This window comes from Paraburkholderia aromaticivorans, assembly GCF_012689525.1.
Lineage (GTDB): Bacteria > Pseudomonadota > Gammaproteobacteria > Burkholderiales > Burkholderiaceae > Paraburkholderia > Paraburkholderia aromaticivorans_A.
This window is the reverse complement of the sequence record NZ_CP051514.1, coordinates 1495436-1520570: the sequence shown is the minus strand read 5'-3', so window position 1 is coordinate 1520570 and position 25135 is coordinate 1495436. Positions and strand designations below refer to the sequence as shown.

The 25135-nt window shown below is 60.9% G+C and carries 18 protein-coding genes and 1 pseudogene; 8 read left to right on the top strand and 11 right to left on the bottom strand.

Features of this window, described 5'->3' with window-relative positions; all coding sequences use genetic code 11:
- Positions 1-65: 65 nt before the first annotated feature.
- The 5 genes from HF916_RS07145 (at position 66) to HF916_RS07125 (ending at position 7948) form a co-directional block, all read left to right on the top strand.
- A complete protein-coding gene (locus HF916_RS07145) occupies positions 66-701 on the top strand; it encodes a hypothetical protein (protein WP_168788304.1) in 636 nt (211 codons plus the stop codon).
- The gene (locus HF916_RS07140) at positions 698-2683 is read left to right on the top strand and encodes a transposase family protein (RefSeq protein ID WP_168788303.1); all 1986 of its coding nucleotides are present in this window, start codon (positions 698-700) and stop codon (positions 2681-2683) included. Before HF916_RS07145 ends, HF916_RS07140 begins: the two co-directional genes overlap by 4 nt.
- 31 nt (positions 2684-2714) lie before the next feature.
- On the top strand, positions 2715-3692 hold the full coding sequence (locus HF916_RS07135; RefSeq protein ID WP_168788302.1) for an ATP-binding protein: 978 nt from the start codon (positions 2715-2717) through the stop codon (positions 3690-3692).
- A gap of 1258 nt (positions 3693-4950) precedes the next feature.
- On the top strand, positions 4951-5967 hold the full coding sequence (locus tag HF916_RS07130; RefSeq protein WP_168788301.1) for a hypothetical protein: 1017 nt from the start codon (positions 4951-4953) through the stop codon (positions 5965-5967).
- 139 nt (positions 5968-6106) lie between these two features.
- The gene (locus tag HF916_RS07125; RefSeq protein ID WP_168788300.1) at positions 6107-7948 is read left to right on the top strand and encodes a hypothetical protein; all 1842 of its coding nucleotides are present in this window, start codon (positions 6107-6109) and stop codon (positions 7946-7948) included.
- Positions 7949-7997: 49 nt separating this feature from the next.
- Here the strand turns inward: HF916_RS07125 and HF916_RS07120 are convergent, their stop codons facing one another.
- The 3 genes from HF916_RS07120 to HF916_RS07110 form a co-directional block, all read right to left on the bottom strand.
- Positions 7998-8756: a hypothetical protein gene (locus tag HF916_RS07120; RefSeq protein WP_206001706.1), complete on the bottom strand. Its 759-nt coding sequence runs from the start codon at positions 8754-8756 to the stop codon at positions 7998-8000.
- 120 nt (positions 8757-8876) lie between these two features.
- Positions 8877-12392, bottom strand: a complete 3516-nt coding sequence (locus HF916_RS07115; protein ID WP_168788299.1) for a hypothetical protein — start codon at positions 12390-12392, stop codon at positions 8877-8879.
- A gap of 2 nt (positions 12393-12394) precedes the next feature.
- Positions 12395-13771, bottom strand: a complete 1377-nt coding sequence (locus HF916_RS07110; RefSeq protein ID WP_168788298.1) for a toll/interleukin-1 receptor domain-containing protein — start codon at positions 13769-13771, stop codon at positions 12395-12397.
- A gap of 278 nt (positions 13772-14049) precedes the next feature.
- Here HF916_RS07110 and HF916_RS07105 point away from each other — a divergent pair, with 278 nt between their 5' ends.
- Positions 14050-17064, top strand: coding sequence for a choice-of-anchor D domain-containing protein (locus HF916_RS07105; RefSeq protein WP_206001705.1), 3015 nt, complete (start codon positions 14050-14052; stop codon positions 17062-17064).
- Positions 17065-17427: 363 nt separating this feature from the next.
- Positions 17428-18405: an IS5 family transposase gene (locus HF916_RS07100; protein ID WP_168787361.1), complete on the top strand. Its 978-nt coding sequence runs from the start codon at positions 17428-17430 to the stop codon at positions 18403-18405.
- A 367-nt stretch (positions 18406-18772) separates the two neighbouring features.
- Here HF916_RS07100 and HF916_RS07095 read toward each other — a convergent pair.
- From HF916_RS07095 to HF916_RS50640, 7 genes and pseudogenes are all read right to left on the bottom strand, one after another.
- Positions 18773-18871 (bottom strand): annotated as a pseudogene (locus tag HF916_RS07095) (IS6 family transposase); the annotation flags it as partial.
- A gap of 140 nt (positions 18872-19011) precedes the next feature.
- A complete protein-coding gene (locus tag HF916_RS07090; RefSeq protein ID WP_168788296.1) occupies positions 19012-19401 on the bottom strand; it encodes a hypothetical protein in 390 nt (129 codons plus the stop codon).
- A gap of 7 nt (positions 19402-19408) precedes the next feature.
- Entirely contained in the window at positions 19409-20392 is a 984-nt protein-coding gene (locus HF916_RS07085; RefSeq protein WP_168788295.1) for a tetratricopeptide repeat-containing protein, read from the bottom strand.
- Positions 20393-20399: 7 nt separating this feature from the next.
- Positions 20400-20633 carry a hypothetical protein gene (locus tag HF916_RS07080; protein WP_168788294.1) on the bottom strand — a complete coding sequence of 78 codons (234 nt, stop codon included), beginning with the start codon at positions 20631-20633 and terminating at the stop codon, positions 20400-20402.
- 54 nt (positions 20634-20687) lie between these two features.
- On the bottom strand, positions 20688-20984 hold the full coding sequence (locus HF916_RS07075) for a hypothetical protein (protein ID WP_168788293.1): 297 nt from the start codon (positions 20982-20984) through the stop codon (positions 20688-20690).
- Between the two features lie 50 nt (positions 20985-21034).
- The gene (locus HF916_RS50645; RefSeq protein WP_240975164.1) at positions 21035-22177 is read right to left on the bottom strand and encodes a CHAT domain-containing protein; all 1143 of its coding nucleotides are present in this window, start codon (positions 22175-22177) and stop codon (positions 21035-21037) included.
- A complete protein-coding gene (locus tag HF916_RS50640) occupies positions 22174-22635 on the bottom strand; it encodes a hypothetical protein (protein ID WP_346777697.1) in 462 nt (153 codons plus the stop codon). The genes HF916_RS50645 and HF916_RS50640 overlap by 4 nt, the downstream gene beginning before the upstream one ends.
- Before the next feature lie 5 nt (positions 22636-22640).
- On the opposite strand from HF916_RS50640, the gene HF916_RS50635 reads away from it, so the two are divergent.
- On the top strand, positions 22641-23003 hold the full coding sequence (locus HF916_RS50635; protein WP_240975162.1) for a hypothetical protein: 363 nt from the start codon (positions 22641-22643) through the stop codon (positions 23001-23003).
- Positions 23004-23052: 49 nt separating this feature from the next.
- Here HF916_RS50635 and HF916_RS07065 read toward each other — a convergent pair whose 3' ends face one another.
- On the bottom strand, positions 23053-25005 hold the full coding sequence (locus HF916_RS07065) for a metallophosphoesterase family protein (protein WP_240975160.1): 1953 nt from the start codon (positions 25003-25005) through the stop codon (positions 23053-23055).
- Positions 25006-25135: the final 130 nt, after the last annotated feature.

Here is a 25135-nt window from a genome sequence, read left to right as displayed (position 1 = left end):
GTGCGAATTAAGAAAGTCAACTCGCGTTCGTTTCAGATCATGAATCCGTTCCCGAGGTGGCAACGATGGTCGCGTTCCCGCAGAGTTTTGAACCGCTAGCGTTGCCACGCCCTCCAGGCTCGCAACGCTACGATGTATTCAGCCCAAAACTGGATCGACGATTGACGCTATATGGGCGCAGTTCCCTCGACGGCTGGTTGATGATCGAATCCGATCCTGCTGTGAGAACGTTTTGCGAACGGCCTGGTTTCATGATGCTCAGCGGGAAGCGCTACGTCGTAGATTTCTGGTTGAAGTACGACGACCACGAAGAGGTCGTCCACCTTGCCGAGCCAACACCAGCGACTGGACCTGATCGACATCGCGCTGACCTTGATCCGGATATATTCGCCGTGCGGCGCATCGGTTCGGGCGAAAGAGCGGCCGCGCGCATCTGGTTGGCGAACTGGCAGCGCATGTTGCCCGCTATCGTGATCGCGCGTGGTCTCGTAAAACCTGCGGTGCGGGACGCGATCGAACAGTTTGTTGCAACATCCCGATCGCTGTCTGAGATCGAGCGTGGTTTTTCGACTTGCGACACCACGATTGTTCGTGCGGCCGTCTTCGAACTTCTGCATCGCGGATGCATTCAGGCGTTCGATCTTCACACCGGAAACCTCTCGTTGCTAACGCGCTTCTCTGCAGTGCAGGCCGAATCATGAGCCGGCGCAAGCCAGAATTGGAGACGCTCGATCTCGCCACGTGGCCGACGCTCGATTGGACCGGGATGGATGTCGAAAAACGGGATCGCACCCGGAAGCTCATTGACGGCATCGAGCGGTACGCGAATGGCGAGCCGTTACGCAGTATCGAGAAAGCGACCGGTGTCAACCGAAGGCAACTGTACCGGCTTCTCGAAAGGGCGCGCGCACTGCACTGGGATGGGCGTATCTACGGTTTCCGGGCGCTTGTTGCTCACGCCCGGGTCACCGGATACACGCGAATGCTTCCCGTGGTGTCGCGTAGCGAAGGAAGAGGGACGGTCGGTGCGCTTTCTCTGCTCTTCGAGCGTTATCCGAAGCTTGCAGCGTGGCTGGTCCTGCAGATCAGGCAGCGTCGCGTGAGTCTGGTCCAGACACCCTGTAATGACGGCATTCGAGTCAGCGTGCGAGGGCTCCGGGCGCTACACGAACGGTTCCTGCAGGAGTGCCGCACTCTGGGCCTGACGGTCACAGACTATCCGTTCAATACAGCCAACCGTGCCATCCGGTCGCTGTCCTCACGCGTAAAGGCCGAACTTCTGCGGGGCTTCGGCACCGCGGCCGCAGCAGCTGGCGCTTCGCATCTTAAGGGGCTGCCGCGCTCCGACGACGCGCCGGCGCCGGCGTCAACTCGCCCGTATCAGGTCGTCGAATTCGATGGTCACCGGCTTGATATTCGCCTGAAGGTGGCGGTTTGCGATCCGCTCGGTTTTGAACATGAATTCGAGATTGAACGCGTATGGCTGCTGGTGATCATCGACGTATGCACGCGGGTTGTACTCGGTTACCACGTGGCGCTGTCTCGCGAATATGGTCGCTACGACGTCATCAAGACGATTGAAAATGCGCTGCAGCCCCGTCCGTTGCGCAATTTCACTATACCGGGACTCGTATGCAAGCCTCAGGATGGCTTCGCATCCCAGCGGATGCCCGAACTCGCCTACGTCAGCTGGGAGTTCATCAGGCTGGACAACGCGAAAGCGAATCTCGCAGCCGAGACACTGGAGGCTCTTTGCGAGTTTGTGGGATGCGTTGTCAGTGCTGGACCGAGGCACAGTCCTGACGAGCGACCATACATTGAGCGCTTCCTCGGTACGATCGCCACGAAGCTCTCATCGCGCCTGCCAGGCTACACCGGTTCAAACCCTCGCGACCTGCGCAGGGCGCTGACCGACCCCAAAGGCAACCTTCGCCTCTATGTGTCACTGGACGAACTGGATGAGTTGATTGAATTCGCGATCGCAAGCTATCACGGTACGGCGCACGGCGGGCTGAACGGAGTGACACCGCTCGAGGCGATGGAGTTTTTCGCTCGCGGAAGAGGAGAGATGTTGACGTGGCTGCCACAAGTGCGCCGACGTATGCTATGCCTCATGCAGTCCGCGCGACATTGCCGGGTGCGTGGCTATCTCGCGCTTGGAGTTCGTCCCCACATCAACCTGCTCGGCGTGCGATATACGAACGCGGTCCTCGCTTGCAGTGCCCAGCTCATCGGTCAATCCTTGCGGGTGTACATCAACTCAGACGACCTACGCTGCGTCCGTGCCTTTCTGGCAGACGGGTGCGAACTTGGTGTCCTCGAGGCGCAAGGTGCGTGGAGGGTCGTGCCGCACAACCTGACGTTGCGCAACGAAATCATGAGGTTGAAGGGTAGAAGGCAATCCGCGGATGCGTCGGCCGGGAATCCGATAGAAGCCTATGTGCAAACGAAGGTTGCCGAAGCGAAGAAATCCCGGAGAGCCGCCTCCGATGTAGCGCGGACCCTCCGTCTGCTTGCCACCGCACCTACTATGCGCACACCGACTGGACCACTGCAGCCGGAAATCTCAACAGTGTCTTCATCTGTGACAACCCCGGAGGCAGTTGAAACAGTTGCCGATACGTCGCTCGCACCGCCCATACGTCCCCGAAAGCTGGCCATTGGAACGGGCCACGTCTTTTGAACTGAACAGGTTATAAACACTGGAGGCATTCATGTCGCTTCAAACCTCGCGTCCGGTCGACCCTTCCCTGCACCCCCTCGTCACAGGAAATTACCGGATTGCGACGCCGGCGATCGAAACGTTTTATGAGCTTGTGATGAGTTGCCTCCGCTACCGTGTCATGGGGGCACGGATTCACGGCGCGCCCCGGATCGGCAAGACACGGGCAATAGAATACGTCCGCCTCCTGCTCGCCAGAGAATACCCAAAAATGACGAGCTTTCATGCCCGTTGCGAACACAAGCCGCGGCACGCGGAAGGGCCTTTTTTCGCCAACTTGCTCGAAGCCGTCGGCGACCACGATCCGAACGCGGGTACCGCTCCTGAAAAGCGGATGCGGCTCTCGCTACGCATCCGGGAGGCGGCCGCGCGCGCTGGAAGCGGCACGGCTCTACTCTTCTGCGATGAGGCGCAACGCTACAACGAGAACGAATACGAATGGCTACGCGACGTACACGATGCGCTTGATCGCCAGCAGATCAGGCTCTTCACGTTTCTTGTCGGCCAGCAAGAACTTCTTGCGCAGAAGAACGCACTGCAGATGGCCGGCAAGACACAGATCGTTGCACGTCTCATGGTCGAGGAACTGGCGTTCTACGGCATCCGGAACGCCGAAGACGTTGCCACCTGTCTAAACGGATACGATCAGACAGCGTATCCGGAGGATACAACGTGGAGCTTTACGAGGTTCTATGTGCCGGAGGCGTTTGATGCGGGATATCGACTTGTGAGTGATGCGGCAGTGCTATGGAACGCGTTCGAGGCAGCACATCACAGATCAAGCTTCTTAGGCCATCTTGAAATTCCGATGGAATCGTTCGTGCGGGCCGTCGAGATTGTGCTCAAGGATAGCAACCTGCTGGACGCTCCCGGATACTGCCCGGATGAGGCACTATGGGCACACGCAGTGCGTCGTTGCGGTTACGTCCAGTCCCGTCATGCAACGGGCCGTGTACTTGTTCATGCGTGACGGCGCCGCGCTCGTCGCGCTACGTTACCCGATCCTGACGCTCGACGAGCGGCAACTCACGCCTGCGCTGGGCTATATCTTTAATGTACGGTGGCTGTTACCGGGCGAGTCAATCGTGTCAATCCTGTGGAAGTTCGCGCGCGCGAACGGACTACCTGGGCACACTCTCGTTCATTTGCTGGGCGCGGACGTGGATGCGTACGAGGGTGTGGAGGCCATGCGGGACGTCTTTGATCTCCGGCACGTTGCTCGCATGCTGAGACTGCCCGAAAAGATATTGCGCGCATCACTCCTCGACCCGGGCCAGCGCGGACGACATCATTCAGGTTTCCGATACTGCAGGCAGTGCCTGACATTGGGCTTCCATAGCGTCCGATATCAGATGTTCAGCGAAAATCGCTGTCCTGCTCATAGTCGGTCGCTCGAGACACAATGCCACGGATGTGGCGGTGAATCCCCGTATTTTCTGAACGCCTGTCTTATCGGCTCACCGTATCGCTGCACCCGATGCGGCGCGCTCTATGGTAAGGGTCATCCGCCAGTTCTTTCGGAAAAGCCCGCGATGGGCAAAAAGCATCGGGTCGCCCTCTCCCGGCATTTCTACAACCGGACGTCTGGGAGTTTCTGTATCAGCGAGAACGATCGGGCAAAGGTTAGGGTGCAGAGGTCAGGAGAAAGCGCGCAATCTCTGACCGTCGTGGCGAGGCCGTAAGGCTCATCGTTCTCCAAAAGTGGCCGCGCTCAGTTCGAAAACCGCGTGTTGACATGTTTGCTTCGTTTTTGGTGACAACTTTCCTTCGCCCTACGAATGCCGATGAGCGTCGTGCCGAACTCGACGATCCGGTAGTCTGAAAACGAATTCTCGGGAGGTTGTTTCAAAACAATACCGTTTCAAATAAGCCACTAGAAAACCGTCATTTAAGTGGTGGCTCTCAACAAAAGCACCTGCATGGTGATGCTCCTGAGCGCGCCAGCGATCATGAGCGTGCGCTACCGCACGTATGGTTCATGTGCCGCGTCGCCAGCGTAAATTTCTAACCGGCAGCATTGAAGCGATTACTAAAGAGAACCAGCCACTCAGGGGCTTAGTGCTTGCGCGGTCAATTCCGGTTATTGGCATTGCGGATGAACGCGGGAGAAAAAAACTCCTGCAACTTCATATCCGAGCGACTACTGTAAATGCAGCGATCATGCGTGAGAAATAGAGGTCCTTTCCACGCGTCACTGTTCGTGCAAACGCATTTTTAGCGGGAGTGCCATGAGCCTTGCCTTCTGGATCACGCGTCCCGAACGTTCGCCCGGCCCGCGTCGTGACGAACGCGCATGTCAGCGAAGGTCGCAAGTGCTGCGCTCGCATGGCGGGCTGCTCGCGTTGCTGCTGCCCATCTCGGCGATGGCCGACACTGCGTTGGCCACGAATGCGGATGGCTCCCCGGCGGGTGCCGCGAGCCAGGATCAGCGTTCGCTGGAGCCGCTCAACCTGGCCATCAACGCAGGGCTTACCTACGACGACAATGTGAGCCGCGCACGCGATTCCGTTGACAAGCTCTCGGACGAGTCATTGGCCGGGGCGGTGAACAAGGTGTTTCTCGTGCCGCTTGGCACGTCGTGGCAAGTACTGCTGAATGGATTTGCCGGTGCGGAAGGGTTTCGTACCTATACAAGACTCTCGCGGGTCTTTGCCGGCTTGCACGGTGAGCTCCGCTACCGTTATTCGAACGCCTTCTATAGTCCGACGCTTGCTACGTTCGCCCGTTTTCAGGGTGACGAATACGGCTCGGATCTGCGCAGAGGGTATCGCTACTCGGTGGGTGGAATCATCGAACAGCCCGTAACGGATCGCATCACTGTGACGGGTACGATATCCCACAACCAAAGATACGCAAAAAGCGATGTATTTGCGGCAGTGGACAACGCGGCTCGAATCAATGTCGATTACAACACGGTTGCGGGCGGGCATTTTTACGCGAGCCTGGAGTATCGGCTCGGCGATACGGTGTCGTCCGGCCAACTCACGCTCGACAGCATCGACGTCGCGAAGGTGTTCGTGCGGGACGATGCATTCAATCGCAACGACTTCTTCAGCTACCGCTTCCGGGCGCACATGTACTTCACGACGATTGGCTACAGCCATCCGCTCGGCTCGAACGGCACGCTGGACTTTTCCTGGCGCTACTCCCACGTCACGCCGACGGAGAAGCCCGACTTCGAAGGCGCGGGGAACGCGCCGTACGTAGCGAGTCAGTTCACCATCGCTTATCAATTGCGTTTCTGAGGGCAAGGACATGAACCCGAGACTGCGTTCGACGTTAGCGGCGCTCACGCTGACGGCTGGGGTCGCCGGATGTACGGGGGGGAGCTCGAACGACATATCGCCCTCGTCGCCGCCCGTGTCGCAGCCGGTCAGCTCGGATATGTTCCTCGTCTTTCCGAATCCGCAGGTGCCGCCCGATACGCCGGATCTGGCGCATGCGCAAACGCTCTCGCAGGACTATGCGCTTGCCTATTACGAGGCCATCGACCCCCTCAACGAAAAAGACACGCTCGACAAATGGAAAGCCGCCAATGGCTTCGGTAGCGGAACTGGCATTGAAGTGAGTGCCGTATTCGGCGACATTCGGGATCTTGGCTACGGACGCAAGATGACAGCAAGGCGCGATCCCGCTCGCAAGACGATCGCGTTTCTCGTCGAGAATTATCTTGTCAGCCCTGGCGGCGTCTATGGTTACACGCCAGAAAGTCTGGATGCGGCGCTCGCCAGCGACACGCGTTGGCGCATTCAATACAACGCAATCGAGTACAGTCTCGGGCCCAACGCGCAACCGGGTGATGTGCCGTTCGCCAAGTTCTACAATTTTGACCCCGTCTCCGGACAACGCCGACTCACGGTCGATATCGACGGCCGCGGTCAGAAGGCCATGCCGGCAGTTTGCTTCAGCTGCCACGGCGGACGTGCCGACGCACTGGAAAGGAATGCAAGCGGCAAGCTTTTCTTTGGCCATCCGTTGTTCGCGAGCGCCAACGGGGACGCACAGGCACGCCTGCAGCCGTTTGAGGTAGGCAATTTCGATTTCTCGAAGGTCACAGGGCATACGCGTGCGGACTACGAAGCGGCGCTCAAACTCATGAATCGGTTCGTGCTGTGCAGCTACCCGGTGCCTGCCGGTGGCCCCAACAATTGTCCGGATGAGCCCGTCTTCAACCATCCGGCGAAAATCGAGGAGTGGCAGGGCGGCGCGGCGAATTTGATCCGCAACGCGTACGGCGGCGATAACCTGCCCAACGACACCTATGTGGACACCTATATTCCGTCCTCATGGGCGAACGGCAATCCTAACGTGTACCGCTCCGTCATTGCGAAGTCGTGCCGCGCCTGCCACATGCTGAGAGACAACGGACGCGATGGCGACAGCAGCGGGTTTCCTCCCAACCCTCCCCATGTCGACTTCGACAACTACCAGCAGTTCGTCGACAAGTACGCGAAGTTGACACGACATTACCTGTTCGACCTCGGCAACATGCCGCTCGCCAAGATCGTCTATGACAACTTCTGGCAATCCGATGGTCCCCAACTGCTGGCGCAGTTTCTCGAACCGCTCACGGGAAGTATTGCGCGAGATGCGAGCGGCAAGCCTGTGCAGCCAGGACGTCCGGTCGCCGACCCGGGGCCGCTGACTCGCACGGTGCTTCCCGGTTGGGTTCCGCTGCGCGCCGTCCAGACGTTCAACGACGCTTATAGTTGGTCCGTTATTCAGGCACCGGCTGGTGTCGCGCCCCAATCTGTGCCGATCCAGGACGCAGACAAGCCGCAGGCCCGTTTCAATGCCACGGTCGGCATTTATACGGTGCAACTCGTGGCGAGCCGTGCAGGTGTCCAGAGCGCACCTCAGACGGTCACGGTTGTCGTGAAGGACAGCATCCCCGGCCTGCTCGACCAGAACACGATTGGTCTCGCGAACATCAAGGCCATCATGGCAGATAACTGCATCTCCTGTCATTCTGCGTCACAGCTAGCCCCGAATTCCCCTGAACCCCTGCCGCCGGTGGATTTCGCGGACGACGTAGGTTTGTACGAAAGAATCAGAAGCCGGATCAACTTCACCGACATCGCGACGAGCCGGCTTCTGCTCAAGCCAGCGGATCTTGTAGCGCACGGGGGCGGACTGATATTCGATGCGTCTCTCCCTCCGGGAGACCAATCTAGAGCGAACTACGATAACTTCATCAACTGGATCGCCAACGGTGCTCCGCAATGACAGCATGGCGGCATCCGTTATAGGCCGCGTTGAACGGATGCAACGAGGTTCACCGATAGTCGATCGTCGGTTGCCTGAGATATCGCGAATCCGGCATACTCGGAAATGACGGCGGCAGCACGCGCCCCGCAATCGTCTCAATCACGGCCAACTCCTGATCGGTGTGATTGACGAACGGCGCACTGCGGATGCTGTTGCCAGCCGATTTCTTGCCCGCATTGATGAACAGTGGCCTGTCGTGATGGGTGGACACCACTGTAGTCCTGCTTTGCGGATCGTCCTTCGCGACGACATCGGTGGTGCCGAAGCAGGTGCAGAAGTAGGTCTGCTCCGGATCGGTCTCGAGATAGAGCCCGGTGCCGCGAATGTCGATGAGCGCGGTCAGCGTATCGATGCGGACCGGCCGCCCCGGCGCGAAGACGGATAGCACCTTGCCCATCGCGAGACTGAGCGACACGGGCGTGGAAGGCGCGTTGACGTCGGCCGACTTGTCGAGCAGCAACCGCGTGTTGTCACGCATGAGCAAGGCCGTGTCGCCAACGACGAAGATGAACTGGCTGCGTGGCCCCGTGACGATCGTGTCGCCCGGAGCAATACGCGATTTCATCGTCGCGGCCTCGCCGTTGATCGTGCATGTGCCGTCGATGCTGAACACCGACTGGCCTGGCGGCAACTTATGCGGCACGCCGCCGAATAGGGTCATCGCGTAAGCGTGGCCCGCCGCGCCCAAGGCCGTGAGCGTACTGCCGACGAGGGCACTGATCACCAAGCGGCGGCGTGGATCTTCTGCTTCACCAAAGCGTGACATGGAGGGCTCCGTCGATGCGTCCGGGTTCGGGCTTGCCACGGCAGAAGACTTCGCGTTCGCGCCGCGTATACTTCAAGGTATGTCAGTTTGCGTCGACTATCCACGCCTTTCTTCATTCGCTCAAGGCGTTCGAGCGACGCTGTGCATACTTCGCTGGCCGGATGCTTCCGCGCAGGGAACGCCTTCGCACACGCAGTGAAACGACTGTGCGCCGGCGGCGGAGTCGGGCCAATCGGCGGAACTCAAATTTCGATTGGCGATCGCACAGGCCTGTTCGCGCAGCGCTGTGGGATCGATATCCCAAAGACTCACCGAGCCGTCGAAGCCCGCCGCCGCGAGCTGCTTGCCGTCCGGGCTGACAGCGACAGCCTGCAGACGCGCGGCCGCGCCTCCGATCGTCACGGGCGAACGAATCTCCCTCATGTCATGCAGGATCACGTTGCCGTCCCATCCGACCGATGCAAGGTCGTCGGATGTCGCGCCGAATGCGACGCCCGTCGCCCGCTTCTGATGCTCTTCCATGACTGCGGGCTTGTCGAAGTTCGCCGTATCCCACGCATACACGACGCCATGCCAGTCCGACGCCGCGAGTCTCCTTCCGTCATGGCTCAGAGCGAGCCCACTCACGGCGTCGCGGCATTTGAACAGTTCGCGTGGCGCACTGCCGGGCGAGGCGCGCAAGTCGTGAAGCAGAATCTTACCGTCCGCTCGTCCGCTGATGAGCGCCGTTCCGTCAGCGCTGAACGCGAGTACGAGCTCCTCTTGTCTCACGCCCTGTCTGGGATACCTCGCGACGACTGCGCCCGTGCGCAGATCCGTCAGCGTGGTTTCCGTCTCCGCGGCCGCGGCCAGCAGCGACCCGTCGGGCGAGAAGACGACGCTCGTGACGCGGCCCGGCTGCGGGAAGACGCGCAACGGTGCGGACTGTGCGTCGGCGTCCGCACGCCATAACTTCACCGTGCGATCCCATCCGCCCGATGCGAGCAACGTGCCGTCGGGACTGAAAGCGATGCTCGTCACGACGCCCTCGTGTGCGGACAGCGCGACGCGGTTCATGCTTTGCCGGTCCCATAATACGACCTGATCCGCGCCGCTCGCGGCCGCGAGCCGTTTGCCGTCGGGGCTATAGGCGAGCGCGGTGACCACTCGGTCGTCGACTCGCAGTTTGGTGACGGCTCCACTTGCTTCGGGGTGCCAGAGAATCACCGAGCGGTCCTGGCTGGCGGAGGCGATCTGGGCGCCGTCCGCGCGCCACGCGACGCCGAAGACCTTGTCCGTGTGACCGGTCAGCGTGACGGCGGGCTTGCTCGTCGCGACGTCCCATATCATGACGGTCTTGTCGCCGCTTGATGAAGCGAGCTGCTGCCCGTCCGTGCTGAAGGCGAGGCTTCTGACCGCTTCGGTGTGGCCTTGCAAGGGCTTGCGCGGGCTTGCGCCGCCGCACCTGGCGTTACGCAAGTCGGCGAAAACAGTCTGCGCAGCGCTGCCGCTCACACAGCCCATGTCGAACATGTCGATGTATCCGCTGGTTTCTCCCATCGCGAGAGTGCGGTCGTCCGGGCTGAAGGCGACGCTGTAGAAGCCGCCGCTCCGTTTTTCGCTCAAGACCGCGAGAGGCCGGTCGGGCCTCGCGACCTGCCAGACGACGACGCGTTGCGTCGTGCTGACGGCGAGCAGCTTGCCGTCGCCGCTGAAGGCGAGGTTCGTCACGCTCTGCGCGCCTTGATAGGCGACGCCTTCCGCATGGCCGGCGAGGGGCCACACGAGGACGTTGCCTGCGATATCGCATGCGGCCAGCATCGTGCCGTCGCGGTTAAACGCAACGCTCACGACCGGCGCGTCGAAGCCACGGAAATCCCGAATGTTCGTGCGCGTGTCGGCGTCCCACAGCGTGACGGTTTTCGCGTCGCCGTTCGCCGTGGCGAATTCGTGCGTCTTCGGCCGGAACGCCACGCCGTAGAGCTCGTTCGGCGCCGGTGCAACGACGCCGAGCAGCCCGTGGGTGGCTGCGTCCCAGATCGCGGCGGTGTGATCGTAGCTACTGGAAACGAGCAGCTTCGAGTCGTCACTGTATGCGACGCCGAACACGGGCCCTTCATGCCCGCGCAGAAAGGTGATCAGCTCGGGATGCGCCAGGATCCGCTGCATGAGACGCGCGCTGTCTCCCGCGTCGTGCGTGGTCCGCATCGCTTCGAGATGCAGCAGCAGCGCGCGATCGTAGTTGCTCTTTTCGATGCTGTCGGCGCGTGCCATCAGCGCGTCGTGTCGATCGCGCCGACGGTGCCACTCCGACGTGACCACGAGCACGGCGATCACGGCCACGCACAGCGCGGTCGCGCCGAACGCGCGCCACGCATTTCGGATGCGCCGGCGCCGCGCTTCGAGCATCGCCTCGCGGGCGCGCCGAATGTCCCGGCTCTCTCTGACCACGCTCGTGAGGACGTCGTGAGCCAGTTCCAGCCGTCGTACGCCGCCCCGCTCGTCGATACGCAACAGGCGCCGCCTGACGAGCAGTTCGAGCCCGTCGCGCATGTAGTCGCCGCGCGTGAGCGCTTCGAGATAATCGCGGCTGTCACGGTCGCCGCGGGAGGTAATCAGTTCCTCTTCGACGAACTTTTGCAGCTCTTCGGGACACCCCTCCATGCTGCGATGATAGAAGCTCGACAGGATCTCGCGATCCGCTCCGTCGAGCAATCCGATGTCGATAAACGGCAGCCCGCGCTCGATACGCTTGCGGTTCAGTTCACGGCAGACAACGCTCAGCAAGGACGGGTCGATCTCCATGAACTCGAAGTTCGATCGTTCGGCCGGAGGAGCCGGTTCGTTCTTCCAGGCGAGCTGAATGATACGCCGGGCGATGTCATCGTCGACCAGGCCGCCGCCCGCACGCGTGATAGCCGAATACGCCTGGCCGCCGCTCATGGCCGTGACGGGCAGCCTGTTGTACATCAGCGACGGCATCAGCTTTCTGCTGCCCTCGAGCTCAGCGAGAAAGTCTTTGCGGAGGCTCAATATGACCTTCACGCGGGCGCGCGTGAACTCGAAGCGGCCCGCCGCGGCGGGATCGCGTTCGAGCAGCGAGCGGACGGCTTCAGGCGGGCGATTCTCTACCAGTTCCGAGAGTGCGATGAAGAAATGGGCAGCCCGCACGCGCGCCGCTTCGTCGTCGCGCTCCGCCGTGAAGATCTCCTCGAACTGGTCGAACACGATCACCGGCGCGACCAGCTGGGTGCGATCATTCCAGAACTCGACGTCGCGGCGCTGAAAGTAAGACCACAGCCCTTCGTCCGGCGCGGGCGGCGTGCAATGTATGGAGGCGCGTTCGCATGCCGCTAGCAGGGAATCGAACACCTGTTGTACGAGAGGGGCCGCGCCCGGTGCATGGTCGAGGCGGATATAGACCGGCAGCCAGGCTTCGTCGCGCAGGAGTGGGAAAAGGCCGGCATGGAGCAGCGAGGTCTTGCCGAGTCCGGAACGCCCGTGCAGCACTGTCAGCGTCTCGCGTCGCACGAGCCGCAGCAGGGCCTGCTTTTCCAGGTCCCGGCCGAAGAAAAAGCCGTGCTCGCTTTCGCTGAACGAAGCGAGTCCCGGCCAGGGATTCTCCGGCGTCAGCGGGTCGCGGGTGAAGTTGTCCATTTTCAATGCGTCGGTTGACGCCGATGGAATTCCTGCACGAGCTTCACGAGCCGGCGCACAGATGTCGTGTCGATCTTTCCACCGGGCGCGTCGATCGCCTGAACGCGGCTGAAGCAGCCGGGCAGCGCGTCGGCGCTGTCCATGTGAGTATCGTCGATCACGACCGGCACAATGAACGGCTCGCTGGCGGCGATGCCATCCGCGATTCGGCTCGCGCTGTTCCATTCTCTCCAGAAATAGCGGCGGCGGTTGGATTCGCGGAGCGTTTCGCGCGACACGACGGGCAGGAATAACGAACATCGCTCGACGTTGCGGCGGATCTTCTCGTCCCAGTCGTCGCCCGGCTGCAGCGCTTCGCGATCGAACCATACGTCGAGTTTGTGTACGCTCAGTGCGTTGGCGAGCTGCTTCGCCGCTTCCCGGTTCTCGCTTGCATAGCTGAGGAAGATGGCGCCACGCGCAATCATCTTCACGACCGGCGCGGCGGCGACGGGCCGAGGCGGCAGCGGGTTGCCGTCATGATGCCTGAGGCGCCAGCGACGCGCCAGTTCCTTCACGAACGCGTAAGAGCTCGTCTTGATCACGTGTGTCTTGCGGCTGAAGTTCTCGAGAAAGAGCAGCAGGCCGGCGGCGTCATCGGCCTGTTCGCCGACGAGGGTTTCGCAGAACCTGCGCGATTGCGAGAGCCCCGCGCCGCGCGATGCACGCAGGAAGAAGCGCGTGACCCAGTCGTTGAGGCCGCAACCGAGAATGAGCAGGTAATGCTCGCGCAGCGCATCGAAGAGATTTTCGGGTTGACGCTGCCGGTCCTGCAGCGCGTGCAGAAATTCGAGCAGGTCCTCTTCGCAGGTCACGAATTCGGGTGCGCAGCATGCCTTGCCGAGCAGATGGAATACGACCGGCTGCGTCAGATCCTCGAACGGCACGGGCAGGTCGCAGACGTTGTTCGGCGCATAGGCGATCCTTTGCGCGCGCTGCTGCGGCCTGGCGTCATCGATAGCTTGCGCGAGCGCGGGGTCGCAGGTCAGCAATACGAACAGCTTGAATGGTTCGATGGATGCGAGATCGCGCAATGCATGATCGTCTGCGAGCGCGATGCCTGGTTTGAGAATGGCATAGATATCCGAATAGATTTCCTGCCGGTCGCCGCCGTCGCTCAGGTACTTCGACACCACGTCGTTGTACGTGAGCCGCTTTGGAAGACCGGATTCAGGCAGGTTTAGTCTCTTAAGCAGCCTCTTAGAAATCCACTGGTCAACTGGTACGAGCGTGCCGTCGTCGGGAAGCAGCACGAGTTCAGGGCCGATCACCGGGATGACGCGGCCATCCTCGATTGAATCGAGGAGCGTTTCCCATTGACGCTCAGGATCTTCCTTCATCGCGTGTCCCGTCAGCAACTCAGCGGCGTACCGGTGTGCACCGGGCCCCTGACACGATGTCGTGCTCGAATCGAATCATGCAGCAAAGCATATTGCTTGTCGAGTGAGCGCGCGATGTGAGGATTGGGATCACCTCCCGAGTCAATTGAAAAACCGTCCCCAAATTGGGTCGAGATCCACGTATCGCAATAGCAAACGGTCCGCCGGGGAATTTCAAAAGAAAGTGTTCCTGTTCGTCAATGAAAGGCAAGCCTTAACCCGGGAACCGACCGTGTCCCGTGTTCATCGTGGGCAGCTTCGCTCCTTTGTCTGCACCGAGAGAGCATGCTCCTTCTCGCCACAGCGCGCATGAAGCCATGATCAGGCTTGCCGCGTCGAGGGAAGCAGGCGTCATCAGAGAGCTGGAGGATGATATGGCCAGTAGCTGGAAATCACTGTCAGGTGTCCCATCGTTCACACCTGACACCATGCTCCTCATGACCGATGCGAGTGTGTTGATTCACGATACCGGTGGGAAGGACTGGTATCGGCTGAGGCCGGACGGAAACGGCAGGTACGACACCGCAGGTGCGACCTGGTCAGGACCGTTCCCGATGACCAACACGAGGCAGTTCTATGCATCCGGCGTTCTGAAAGATGGGCGGGTATTCGCGCTAGGCGGCGAGTATTCCGATGCCGGCAACGACACACCGCTTGGCGAGATCTTCGATCCGCAGACCAACGCATGGTCGCCGATGAACAAGCCTTCTTCCTTTAACTGGATTCATGGCGATGTGTCTGCCTGCATCATGGCCGACGGCCGTGTCCTGTTCGGCGCGCTGACTTCGAACCGCACGGCGATCTGGGACCCGGCCGTCGACACATGGATCGAGGCAGGCCTCGCCTTCGGAGCGCTGGCAAATCCGACCAAGGTCGGTGTGATCGATGAGGAAACGTGGTCACTGTTGCAGGACGGCACGGTTCTGACCGTCGATATTTCGTCACCGCCGTTCGCGGAGAAATACAATCCCGTAACCGATACCTGGATTGCCGCGGATCAGTCACCTGGAACACTCACGCAACCGTTGGCGCTGCTCAGTCTGACCGATACCACAGTCAGTCCGCCTGTGCAGGTCAATATCGGCGAGATCGGCCCTGCGATCCTGTTGCCTGACGGCCGTCTGTTCTTCATCGGTGCGACTGGTCATACAGCGTTATACAACCCGCCGTCAGTCGCCTCTCAAACGGGTTTCTGGACGGCCGGACCCGATCTGCCGCCGGATACGAGCGGCAAGAACTTCAATAATCCGAACGGCAACATTCAGACGGCCATTGATGCACCCGCTGCGCTGCTGCCCGACGGCCGGGTTCTGCTTGTGTGCGGACAGACCGTCCGGGAAGTCAACAGCGGGCAGACGCAATTCTGGTCGAACCCGTCTACTGTGTGCATCTACGACCCGGTGACCAACGGCCTGACGCCGCTCGGATCGCAGCCGCCGTCGAATAGCGTCGACAGTTGGCAATCGCGCATGCTGCTGCTGCCAAACGGTCAGATAGCGATGACCACGCAGCAGTCACAAAAGATCGCGGTTCTTGTCGACGCGACGCTCATCGGAACACCCGCGCCGGCCTGGAAACCGGGCATTACTTCATTCACGCGAGTAATGGCGCTCGCGCATCACTACAAGATCTCGGGGACACAGATTAACGGTCTATCCCAAGCGTGTTGCTATGGCGACGACGCACAGATGGGAACCAACTATCCGTTGGCGCGCTTTACCAACAAGAGCACGGGTGCGGTTTCCTACTTCCGTACCTTCGATTTTTCTACTTTTTCATTGACACCGGGCGCGACCGTTCAGAGCACCCTTGTCGACATTCCCGCCTCTATAGCCCCAGACGCCTACACGATTCAGCTGGTCGCCAATGGCATCGCGTCCGATCCCGTCAATGCGAACATCGTGGCTGCGACGCCGGCGATCACTGTCAATCTCCAAGACGATCTGCTGTTCGGGACGGTGTGCAGTGGCCCTCGATTTCTTACCATTGAGGTCTTCAATGTGGGCAATGCAGACCTGATCGTAGACAGCGTGGGCCGCCTGGCAGGGTCGTCCGATTTTTCGGTCCTTGCCAACCCGGTCACGCCGTTGACCATCGCCGCGGGAGATCACGTCGACTTCACAGCATGCTTCGAGCCCACCATGCGAGGGGTGTTCGAAAGCACCATAATCCGGATTGACAGTAACGACCCGGTTACGCCGCACTTCGATCTGACGGCGAGCGGTACGCTCGGAACGGGTTCGCTGGAAGCTGTCGTTGCCGACAGCGGGAGCTTCGGTGACGTATGTGTCGGCCGGTTCTCCGATATGAGCATGACGCTGAATAACAACGGTCCTTGTCGCCTCTCGATCTTTGACTTCGGCTCTTCGTCGCCTGAGTTTCAACCCCCTGCGGCATTGTCATATCCATTGATTCTCGGCGCCGGCGACTCGATCCGGGTACCGATTCGCTTCCGACCTGCCAGCTTCGGTACAAAAGCCGCTTCGATCACAGTCACGAGCGACGACCCCGCAAGCCCCAAAGTGATTGAACTTGCTGGTAATGCGCCCGCGCCCAGGCTCGTGACAATTGCGGCGGATAACGGAAATCTCGGCCATGTCTGTGTCGACTCATTTGCCGATCTGCCCGTTACGCTTTGCAACGCAGGCCATTGCACGCTCGACGTGACCAACCTGACTTCGTCGTCGGCCGATTTTCTGGTGCCGAGCGTAGTCGATTTTCCCTTTATCATCGCCCCGGGCAACGCCATTGAAGTACCGATCAGGTTTCAACCCCACGCCCACGGAGCGAAGGCGGCGACGATCACCGTGATGAGCAACGACCCAACGGGCCCGCGCACGATCGCGCTGTCCGGCAGCGTCCCTACAGGCAAACTAGCCGTGACGGGATCGACTTTTTTTGGCGAAATCGCTTGCGGGATCGCGCAAAAGACGGTGTCGATATGTAACGTCGGAGATTGCAAGCTGCATGTGCGCGAAGTTGAATTCAGTCGTAAGCGGCGTCATTTCAGGCTAGTCAACAATCCGTTCCCTGCAACGCTTCATCCGGGTTCCTGTCTTGGCGTAGTCATTCAATACCGGGCAAGCTGCGATCCGGAGTGCTGCGAACTCGTCATCAAATGCGACGATCCGGACCAACCGGTAAAGGTTCTCGATGTTGTCGCATACACGCGCTGCGAAAAAAAGTGCGAGTGCGATGGTAAAGACTGCGGTTGCGCGGATCGAGACGATGATTGCCGTGACGATGACTGCTAGTGTCACCCCGAATGCAACCTATCTGACAGGAGTTCACGAGTACCGCCCTCTGCTCGACGGCGAGTCGGCGCGGTACACGCAATCAATGAAGCAGCCGCGTGCGTGCGTGTGAAGTGCAACTACTCCAGCAGTCTGGACCACACCCTCGGTAACGAAGACACGCGTTTTGAAAGGAAGTGCTGCCGAGTAGTACCGGGTATCTGATTGCGGTGGCCGACTGCGGCAGCCGGCTGGTACCGCTTCGTACGCGCCAAAGGGGCTGACTGCCTTGGATAAGTCACCGCTGTGGACAGGAGGCGATCATAGAGCTATGGCTACGCTGAAAAAGGTCAACGGCATTGGTCGCTCAATCGTTAGATGTGCATGAAACAACAGACCCTTGCGATGGCGGCCGATCAAGGCGCCGGATTTGAACAGTACCGTCGGCCAACCAAACGCGATGTGTTCCTTGAGACGATGGAGCAGATCGTGCCGTGGGCGCAGTTGTGCGAGGTTGTCGAGCCGTACTATCCGAAGGGTCAGGGCGGTCGCCCGCCAGTGGGTCTGGAGCGCATGCTGCGCATGCACTTTCTGCAGCACTGGTTCAACCTGGCCGATGAAGCCTGCGAGGAAGCGCTGCTGGATAGCACCGCATTGCGGCGATTCGTCGGCATTGACCTGGGGCGCGAGCGCGTTCCTGATGGTACGACGCTCTTGAAGTTCCGGCGGCTGCTGGAGCGCAACAAGCTCGGCGAGCAATTGTTCGCCAAGGTCGGCGAGGTACTGCAAGGGCGCGGACTGAAGGTAGGCAGCGGCACCATCGTGGATGCCACCATCATCGGTGCGCCGAGTTCCACAAAGAATGCGGACAAGGCGCGAGATCCCGAAATGCATCAGACGAGGAAGGGCCAGCAGTGGTACTTCGGCATGAAGTTGCACATCGGTGTGGATAGCCAGACGGGTCTGGCACACAGCGCGGTAGTGACAGCGGCGAACGTGCACGACAAGCATCCGCTGCCGGCGCTGCTGCATGGCGGCGAGCAGCGTGTGTACGGTGACAGCGCCTATGCGAGCCAGAAGGAACTCATCGCCAGCAAGGCGCCGAAAGCCAAGGACTTCACCAACCAGCGTGTGCGCAATCGCAGTGGTGAAGTCGATGAAGCCAGGCGCTCGAAAAACCGCAGCAAGTCGAAGATTCGTGCCCGGGTCGAACACGTCTTTGCGGTGGTCAAGCGGCTGTGGGGGTTCGGCAAGGTGCGCTATCGCGGCCTCGCGAAGAACGCCACGCGCGCCTTTACCACACTCGCGCTGGCCAACATCTACATGAGCCGCACGCGGCTGATGGCACAGCTGCGTCCATGAGTAGCCAAAGTGGGTCGAGAGACCCGCTTGCAAGGCCCTTCAGGGCCAGAAAATCGAACCAGTCGGGTCGCTGATCTCGCATTCCGAAATTCAGCGACAAGCTGTTGGCGAAAACGCTGGCTTCTTCAGCGTAGCCCTATATCAATTTACGTAAAGTTATTTCGGGACAGAATACTGGCGCACCCGTGTCTAACACGTCCACGCGTTCCGCCGCTTGCTCACGATCTTCGGCTCTGTCAAGTTGACGGGCGTAGATTACCTGTGTGGCTTCCGGGTAGTTATCCTCATTAGATAATTTTTGTCGCCGGCTGCAGCGACAGTTTAACCATGCCATGTGGCGAAACGTTTCTGGAGTACCCTACGATGAAATGCTGCGCAAGCTCAGGCTGAACCGGAAATACCGGCGAACCGCGCAGCTGATGACGACAGCGGGGAAGCGGTGGCCGTGATAAAGGGATTTTCTTTTTCATCACTTCATGCTACCGCCGCCTCCCCACCAACCTGATAGATCGGTAACCAGCGTTGGGGCTGCTGATACACCCATGTATGGACCCGAGTCGATTGATGACACGGCCGCCGGACGCACAATCCGGCAGCGCGAGCGCCTCATTCCCCGCCGCCTTCGATTCCGGATTGCCTGGCCAAGCAGTCGGCCACCGCGGCGAGCCGCGCGCGTCGCGCGTCGTCCGCGACCAGTCGCGTGCTAACGCGCAGATCGCACGGCACGCTTTTGATCTTCCAGCGCGTCACGTCTTCTTTCGCCACCTTTTTCGCGAGATCCTCAGCGAGGTCCGCGTCGCCGTCGTCGAAGGCAAGGGCGAGCCAAGTCGGCCGCAGCCATTCGTCCGTGACGCCGCGCCGGAATGTACGGTCGCAAGCAGCACTCGCGAGCACCGACGCGCTATGCGCGCGCTTCAGGTCGCCGTCGCCGTTGCGCTCGCGGTACAGGCGCGCAAGATTCGATGAGCAGTAGTACTCGTTGAGATCGAGATCCATGCCACGTTCATAGTAATCGATCGTCTGGTCGCGCAACCTCGACTGCTGTTCCAGGCCGACGGCATTTTGGTACAGCCCGTTTTGGTACAGCGCTCTTGTAGCGCCCTCCCAGCAAGCCGAGACGCTCTGCCGAGGGCCCGGCTATCTCCAGCAAAGCTGTGAGCTGGTCGATCGCACCTTGCACGTCGCCGGTCTCCGAAACGGCAAACGCGCGCTGGGTCTGCACCTCGGGCTTCTCGCGGAATTCTTTCGGCAGCTTGTCGATGAAGTCGAGCAGCTTGCTCCAGTCAGCTGAGTCGTCGATCGAATCACGCAGCAGCAGCAGCGCAAAGACGACGCTACCCATCAGGGGCGGCACACCATGCTTCCGTACGAGCTCCTGCGCTGCCTCCATGCGCTCTTCCTTAGGCAGCAGGCGCACGTTGCGCACGGCGGACTGAAACACAGCGAGCTCCATCATGCGCTGCTTCATCGTCGATGCGAGGGCTGGATCCGGGTTGCTCGGGAAGCCCCTGACCGCCATGAACATCGGGGATTCGCCATCCGTGAGCGCGCTTATGCCGGGCTTGATGCGCTCTCGAATGCCCTGCGCGGTGGCCTCGTCGATATCGCCGTGCAGAAGCGGATAGCGGACCGTGCGCATCTGCGCGACGTCGAAGACCGGCTGCGACCACTCTGCCGCGAGCAGCACGCAACCCGTCTGCTTGGCCGCGTGCCGGATGCCGACCTCATAGTAGACGTTGCCATTAGGAATGGTCATGTCGGCGAGCACGAGGTCCGCGTAGTAGATGCGCTCGAGCATCTGAGTGATGATCATCGAGCTGGTGTCCTGATCCGCGCGCACGGGCTCGTAGCCCAGCTCCTCGATCACGGGCACGTAGGCGAGGTCCCACAAAGCATTGAAGTCGATCTCGCCCGGACCGTGCGCGAGGTCCGCCTGCGTCGGCTTGCGCCCGAAGGGCATGATGACGAAGCAAAATGGTTTCGGCATGATCGCCTCAGTGTTTCGATCCAAGTGGATGGATGGGCTGCTCGACATCGCCGCCGGCCGCTCTGACCGCCTCGTACATATGGCGCGCGCCGCCCGGCCCGTCGCCTGCCTGGCCGTCCCAGACGCAAATGAAATGGACCTTCTGCACGCCGCACTCCAGCGAACGCTCGAGCATCCACAGATTGTTCCGCTCGTAGGGCGATGCCTGACGTTCCTCCCCGGTCCGGAGCTTGGGCAGCACGAAGGTGCGTGCGTACTCGTGCGCCCGCGCGGCGTCGAAGCGCGTGTGCCAGTCCTAGTTTGCGAAGTCGACCGAGTCCTTCACGAACACTTGCGGCTTAAACGGCAGATAGAGATCGAGATGTGCCCCGCGCCCGAGCATGAGCTCCGCGAAGATCAAGTCGCCGCCGCATGCGCCGCCGCAGATGGCAAGGTCGGCGCTGCCAGCTTGGAGATCATCGAGCACCGCGGCAATGTCTTTCGTCACCGCGTGTTCCCGTTCGGGCGGGAAGCGCGTTTGTGGGCGGTCGCTGTGGTCGATCATGTGCCCGCTGAAGAGAAAGACACGCTTCGGTGAAAAGCTTTCAGCCACGTTGGAGGTCCTTGTCGATGCTTGACGATGGCGTCTGGGGCGCAGCGTGCTCAATAGTTCCATTCAGGTTCTTCGCCAGCGGGCAACGCATCGAGCATCTGTCCCGCGATTACTTGCAGCCCGGGCCAGCTGCCGCCCACCACCGGGCCGAACCATTCGAGATAGCGAAGGATCTGGCGCCGGGTGGAAGACACGTGAAACGATTTTGCACCCGCCAGCTCAACCACGCTGCGGCAAGCCTGGATCGCCTTGTCGATTGACGCCTTGTCAGGAGGGTGTGGAGCATCCTTCAGCCAGGGTTCGATCAGGCTCAGTTCAGCGATATTGCCGTACGCCCAGGCGCGATCGTAAGGGGAACCGTTCTCGGCGTCGTTCCGCGATTGTGCATCCGCTGTGATCCACAAGGGCTCGACCTTGGACTCCGTCCAGTCCGAAGGCGGCAGGCGGCCCAAAGACCGCAGGAACAACGTGAGCGACACATATTGCACCAGTTCCCAGGGATGGGATCGGTTCAGCAGATAGGCTTGCCAATACCAGGTTCGCGCGCGCTCCAGCTTGTCCAGCACTTCGTTGCCGGCTTTCTTCGTCGTGCGGGTCCCGGATTTGACCGAGTGGTAGAGCATCTGGGCTTCGCGCTTCTCGGTGCTCGCGAGTTGCGCCAGGATCCGAGCCCGCTGCGAAGGGTACGCCTCGTTCGCCGCTTCGAGCCGCTCCTTGGCGTAGGCGACTTTTTTCTGCACGTGCCGGAGCATCTCCTGACGTTTGTCCTCGTTGAGTGCCTGATGGCGCTCGCTGGAGCCGGAATCCCGGTCGGAAAACGCCACCATGACACGATCCGACACACGCAACGCAATATTGATACTGCTCATGGCCTGTTGAATACACGCGTTCGCCAGCTGATCATCGAAATTTGGCGGCAGAGATGCATACGCGACGATGCTCGCCCAGTCGTGCTGGTCCTTGAAGCAGGAATGCAGCCTCCTGCGCAGGCCGACCAGCAGTTTGCGCGGGTCCTCTCCCCAGAGCAGGCCCTGATAGAGATCCTGCACGAGCATCACCGATCCGCCGAACGACAGCGGGTACTGGCTCGCGACCACGAGCGGAATGCCTGCCTCGTGCAACGCATGTCCGACACTCGCCCCCACACCCGTCACGCCGCCGACATTGCCACCGTTGCAACTCGCCAGCGTCACGACAGCGGGTCGCACAAAAACTTGCCCGCCTTGTCACGGCGCGGCGTGCGCAGGATGCTCGCGAGCCGCGCACCGGAGACGACCTCATAGCCCTTCGGTTCGGTATGGGAGAGCAGCGCGACGCCGAACCGCTGGTCGTATCCGCTTGGCAGATCAACGCCGTGCGCGAGAATGTGCACATGCTTGTAATCATTAGTCGCACACGCGCGCTCCAGGCTCTCGACCGTCGCGTCGGGGAGCACGGACAGCCGTTCCTCGACGATCTCGAGCCGCTCGTCGTCATCGAGATCGTCCGACAGCGCGAGCCACGGCGAGAGCGCCTCGCGCAGCGCGAGCAGATGCGCCACGGCCGGCACTTCAACAAATGCGGGGGGGAAGCATAAGCGAACAGCACGCGCGGCTTGCTCGGCCAGCGGATGAATTCCTCCGGCACGCGCCGCGTCTCGCGTGTGATGCATATGGGTTGCTGTGTCTGCAGGGCAAGCGGCGGGCCTTCGCCGGGAAAGCCGCTGGGCGCGGTCGCGAGCTCGAAGGGCAAGAGCGCGAGCTCAGAGGCGGACAGGATCAGCCGCAGGTGCGTGACAGGCTCCTCGCCGGTGGCAGCGTCGGCGCCGCGGCGGTTAAGGTCTGCAGTCAGGCCGGGAATTTCGCCGAGAAGTTTGCCCAGCACCATCGCGGTGTCGCCGAGCTGAAACTCGCGCGCCTCCGGTCCGAGCTGATAGCTGAGCGCGCGCAGCCGATAGAGCATCTGATTGTGCTCGAACGGAACATGCAGAGTCACCGCGCTATGGTTTTCGCACAGCGCGATATACGCCGTGAGCGGTGAGAGCAACTGGTTGTGCGTTGGGCCCTGACGGAGCAGTTCGAGAGTGATCTTACGCATCGTCAGTTATCCACAAGGCTGTTGTTAGTGGTGTCGAGTGTAAACTCGGCTTCCGCGTGCTTGACGACGTGCCGCAACTCGGCTTTCGCACCGTGACCGTCGTCTTTCTTCCATATGGCCACGACCGTGCAGGGGTGAGTGACCAGTGATCCGGAGCGAAAGCCGTCGAGCGTCGAATGTCGCCGCCCTTGAGCACGTCGAAAACCTCGGCAAACTTTTGTGGATCACTCCGCGTCTCGGGATCGATGCGAATCAGCCGCGCCCAGGTCCCGCTGTTGAAGTACCGACCGTTGCCGTTCCGGCGGCGTAACGCGCGTGCCAGATGCGTATGGCCTGCGACGATGATGTCGATATCCGGCCCGATCTCCTTATCAAGCAGCGTGGAGGTTTCGTCACGCTCCGCGATGTCGAAGCTACGATCCTTGTCGAGCTTTTCGAGAGCCTCACGCAACACTTCGCTCGTCGGCGCATCGCGCGACCACTTGATCAGCGCGCTCACCATGTCGAGCCGCTTGTCCTGCTCGTTCGCGACGAACGCGAGCGGATCGACGCCATGGCGGACCAGGGCATCGGCCACCGCGAGCATGGCGCGTCCGTCGCACTCCTGACGCGAAGCGGGCAGCTCCACCGGATTGAGCAGACCGCCGGACACGGGCACTGGCTGCACCGGATCTCCGGCCGCCAGTTCCTCGGCCCCCAGCATGCCGCCCGGCTTGTAGATGCCGGCCCAGGCGCGCGCCCGTCCCACGTTGGCCAGCCTGATCGCACTGTTGAAGTCGCGCATGGCCTCGGGCGCGCAGGCTGCGAGCGTCGGCACGACGCCCTCTGCTTCCGGCTTGAGCAGATCGACAAACGGATACTTGCGCTTGATCGGATTCATCACGTCGATGACCATTCGCGAGCCGGCGTTCGGAACCCACGGCTCGACAGGGCGCCTCAACTGCTTGTCCCGGCCGATCTGCCTTATCTTCTCGAAGTCCGCCGGATTCCACCGGTCCACCTCATTGCCATGCACGCAGAGCACGGACTGGCCGCCAACGTCGCACTGCACGCCCGAGCCGTCGAACACGAAATGCAGGCGTGCGTGCGCTCCGCTCGAGGAAGGCGCGTCCTTCGTCAAGATCTGCGTGAGGCGCTCGCGCACCCAAGGCAGCGCGAGTTCCAGATCGTGGTTGCCGAGGTTCACGATCAGGGGGCGCCTGTTCTGCTGGAGAAAGACCGGGAACGCATCGAACACGGGCCTGAACATCGGGTCCTGCAACGCGATGCGCTCGAGCTTCGCGACAGCGCCTTCCGGGTCGAAGTAGGTCGCGTTCGGTTCTGCCAGGAAATCGATGAAGTCGCCGTTAATGACGAGCGCGATCTCCCGTTCGGGATCTCGCGTGGCGAGGTCATTGATCAGCCACGCGAGTTCGCCGGCGGAGCCAAAGATCTGGAAGCCCGGGGTTCCGCCGAGATGGAGATCGGAAATGACATAGAGCTGATCGACGCTGTGAACCGGATTCAATTCGGCCTTCCGTTGTCCAGGTCCATCAACGTGTGGCGCCGGACTCGTGCCCGGAAGCGGCCACGACGGCGCGTGCACGATCTTGCGCCTTTTTGTAAGAAGAAGATAGGCGACGCAAATCGCGGCCTGAACGCGCTGTGCTGTTGAATGTGTGGTGTCGCACATAGGAAGTGGGTTTGCGTCGCGGACACGTGCGGAATCGATAAGGCGATTTTTAGCGATTGCCAAAACCGTGCGGCGGATCCGTCGTGAGATCCGGCTCTTCGTGCCCGAGATATCGGAGCGGACCGTCCAGCGGATGCGCACTGCGCAAGGCGTTGTATCCCTGAGGAAATCGGTCCATTTCGATTTCAACTGCTTAACCGTCCACGGAAACGGGTCATCTCCCGGAGACGTTGATAACAACGCCCGAATCGTTGCACGGTCGCCAAGCGGCATTGCGCCTGCACGGACTGCTCGCGCACGGGCCGGAAGTGGCCGCTCCTAGCATACTTCTATCTGGGACTCTGATGCCGACGGCCAGTATAGGTCCACTTCCTTTCAGCCTCTTCCGTCTGGTAGGGGGCAT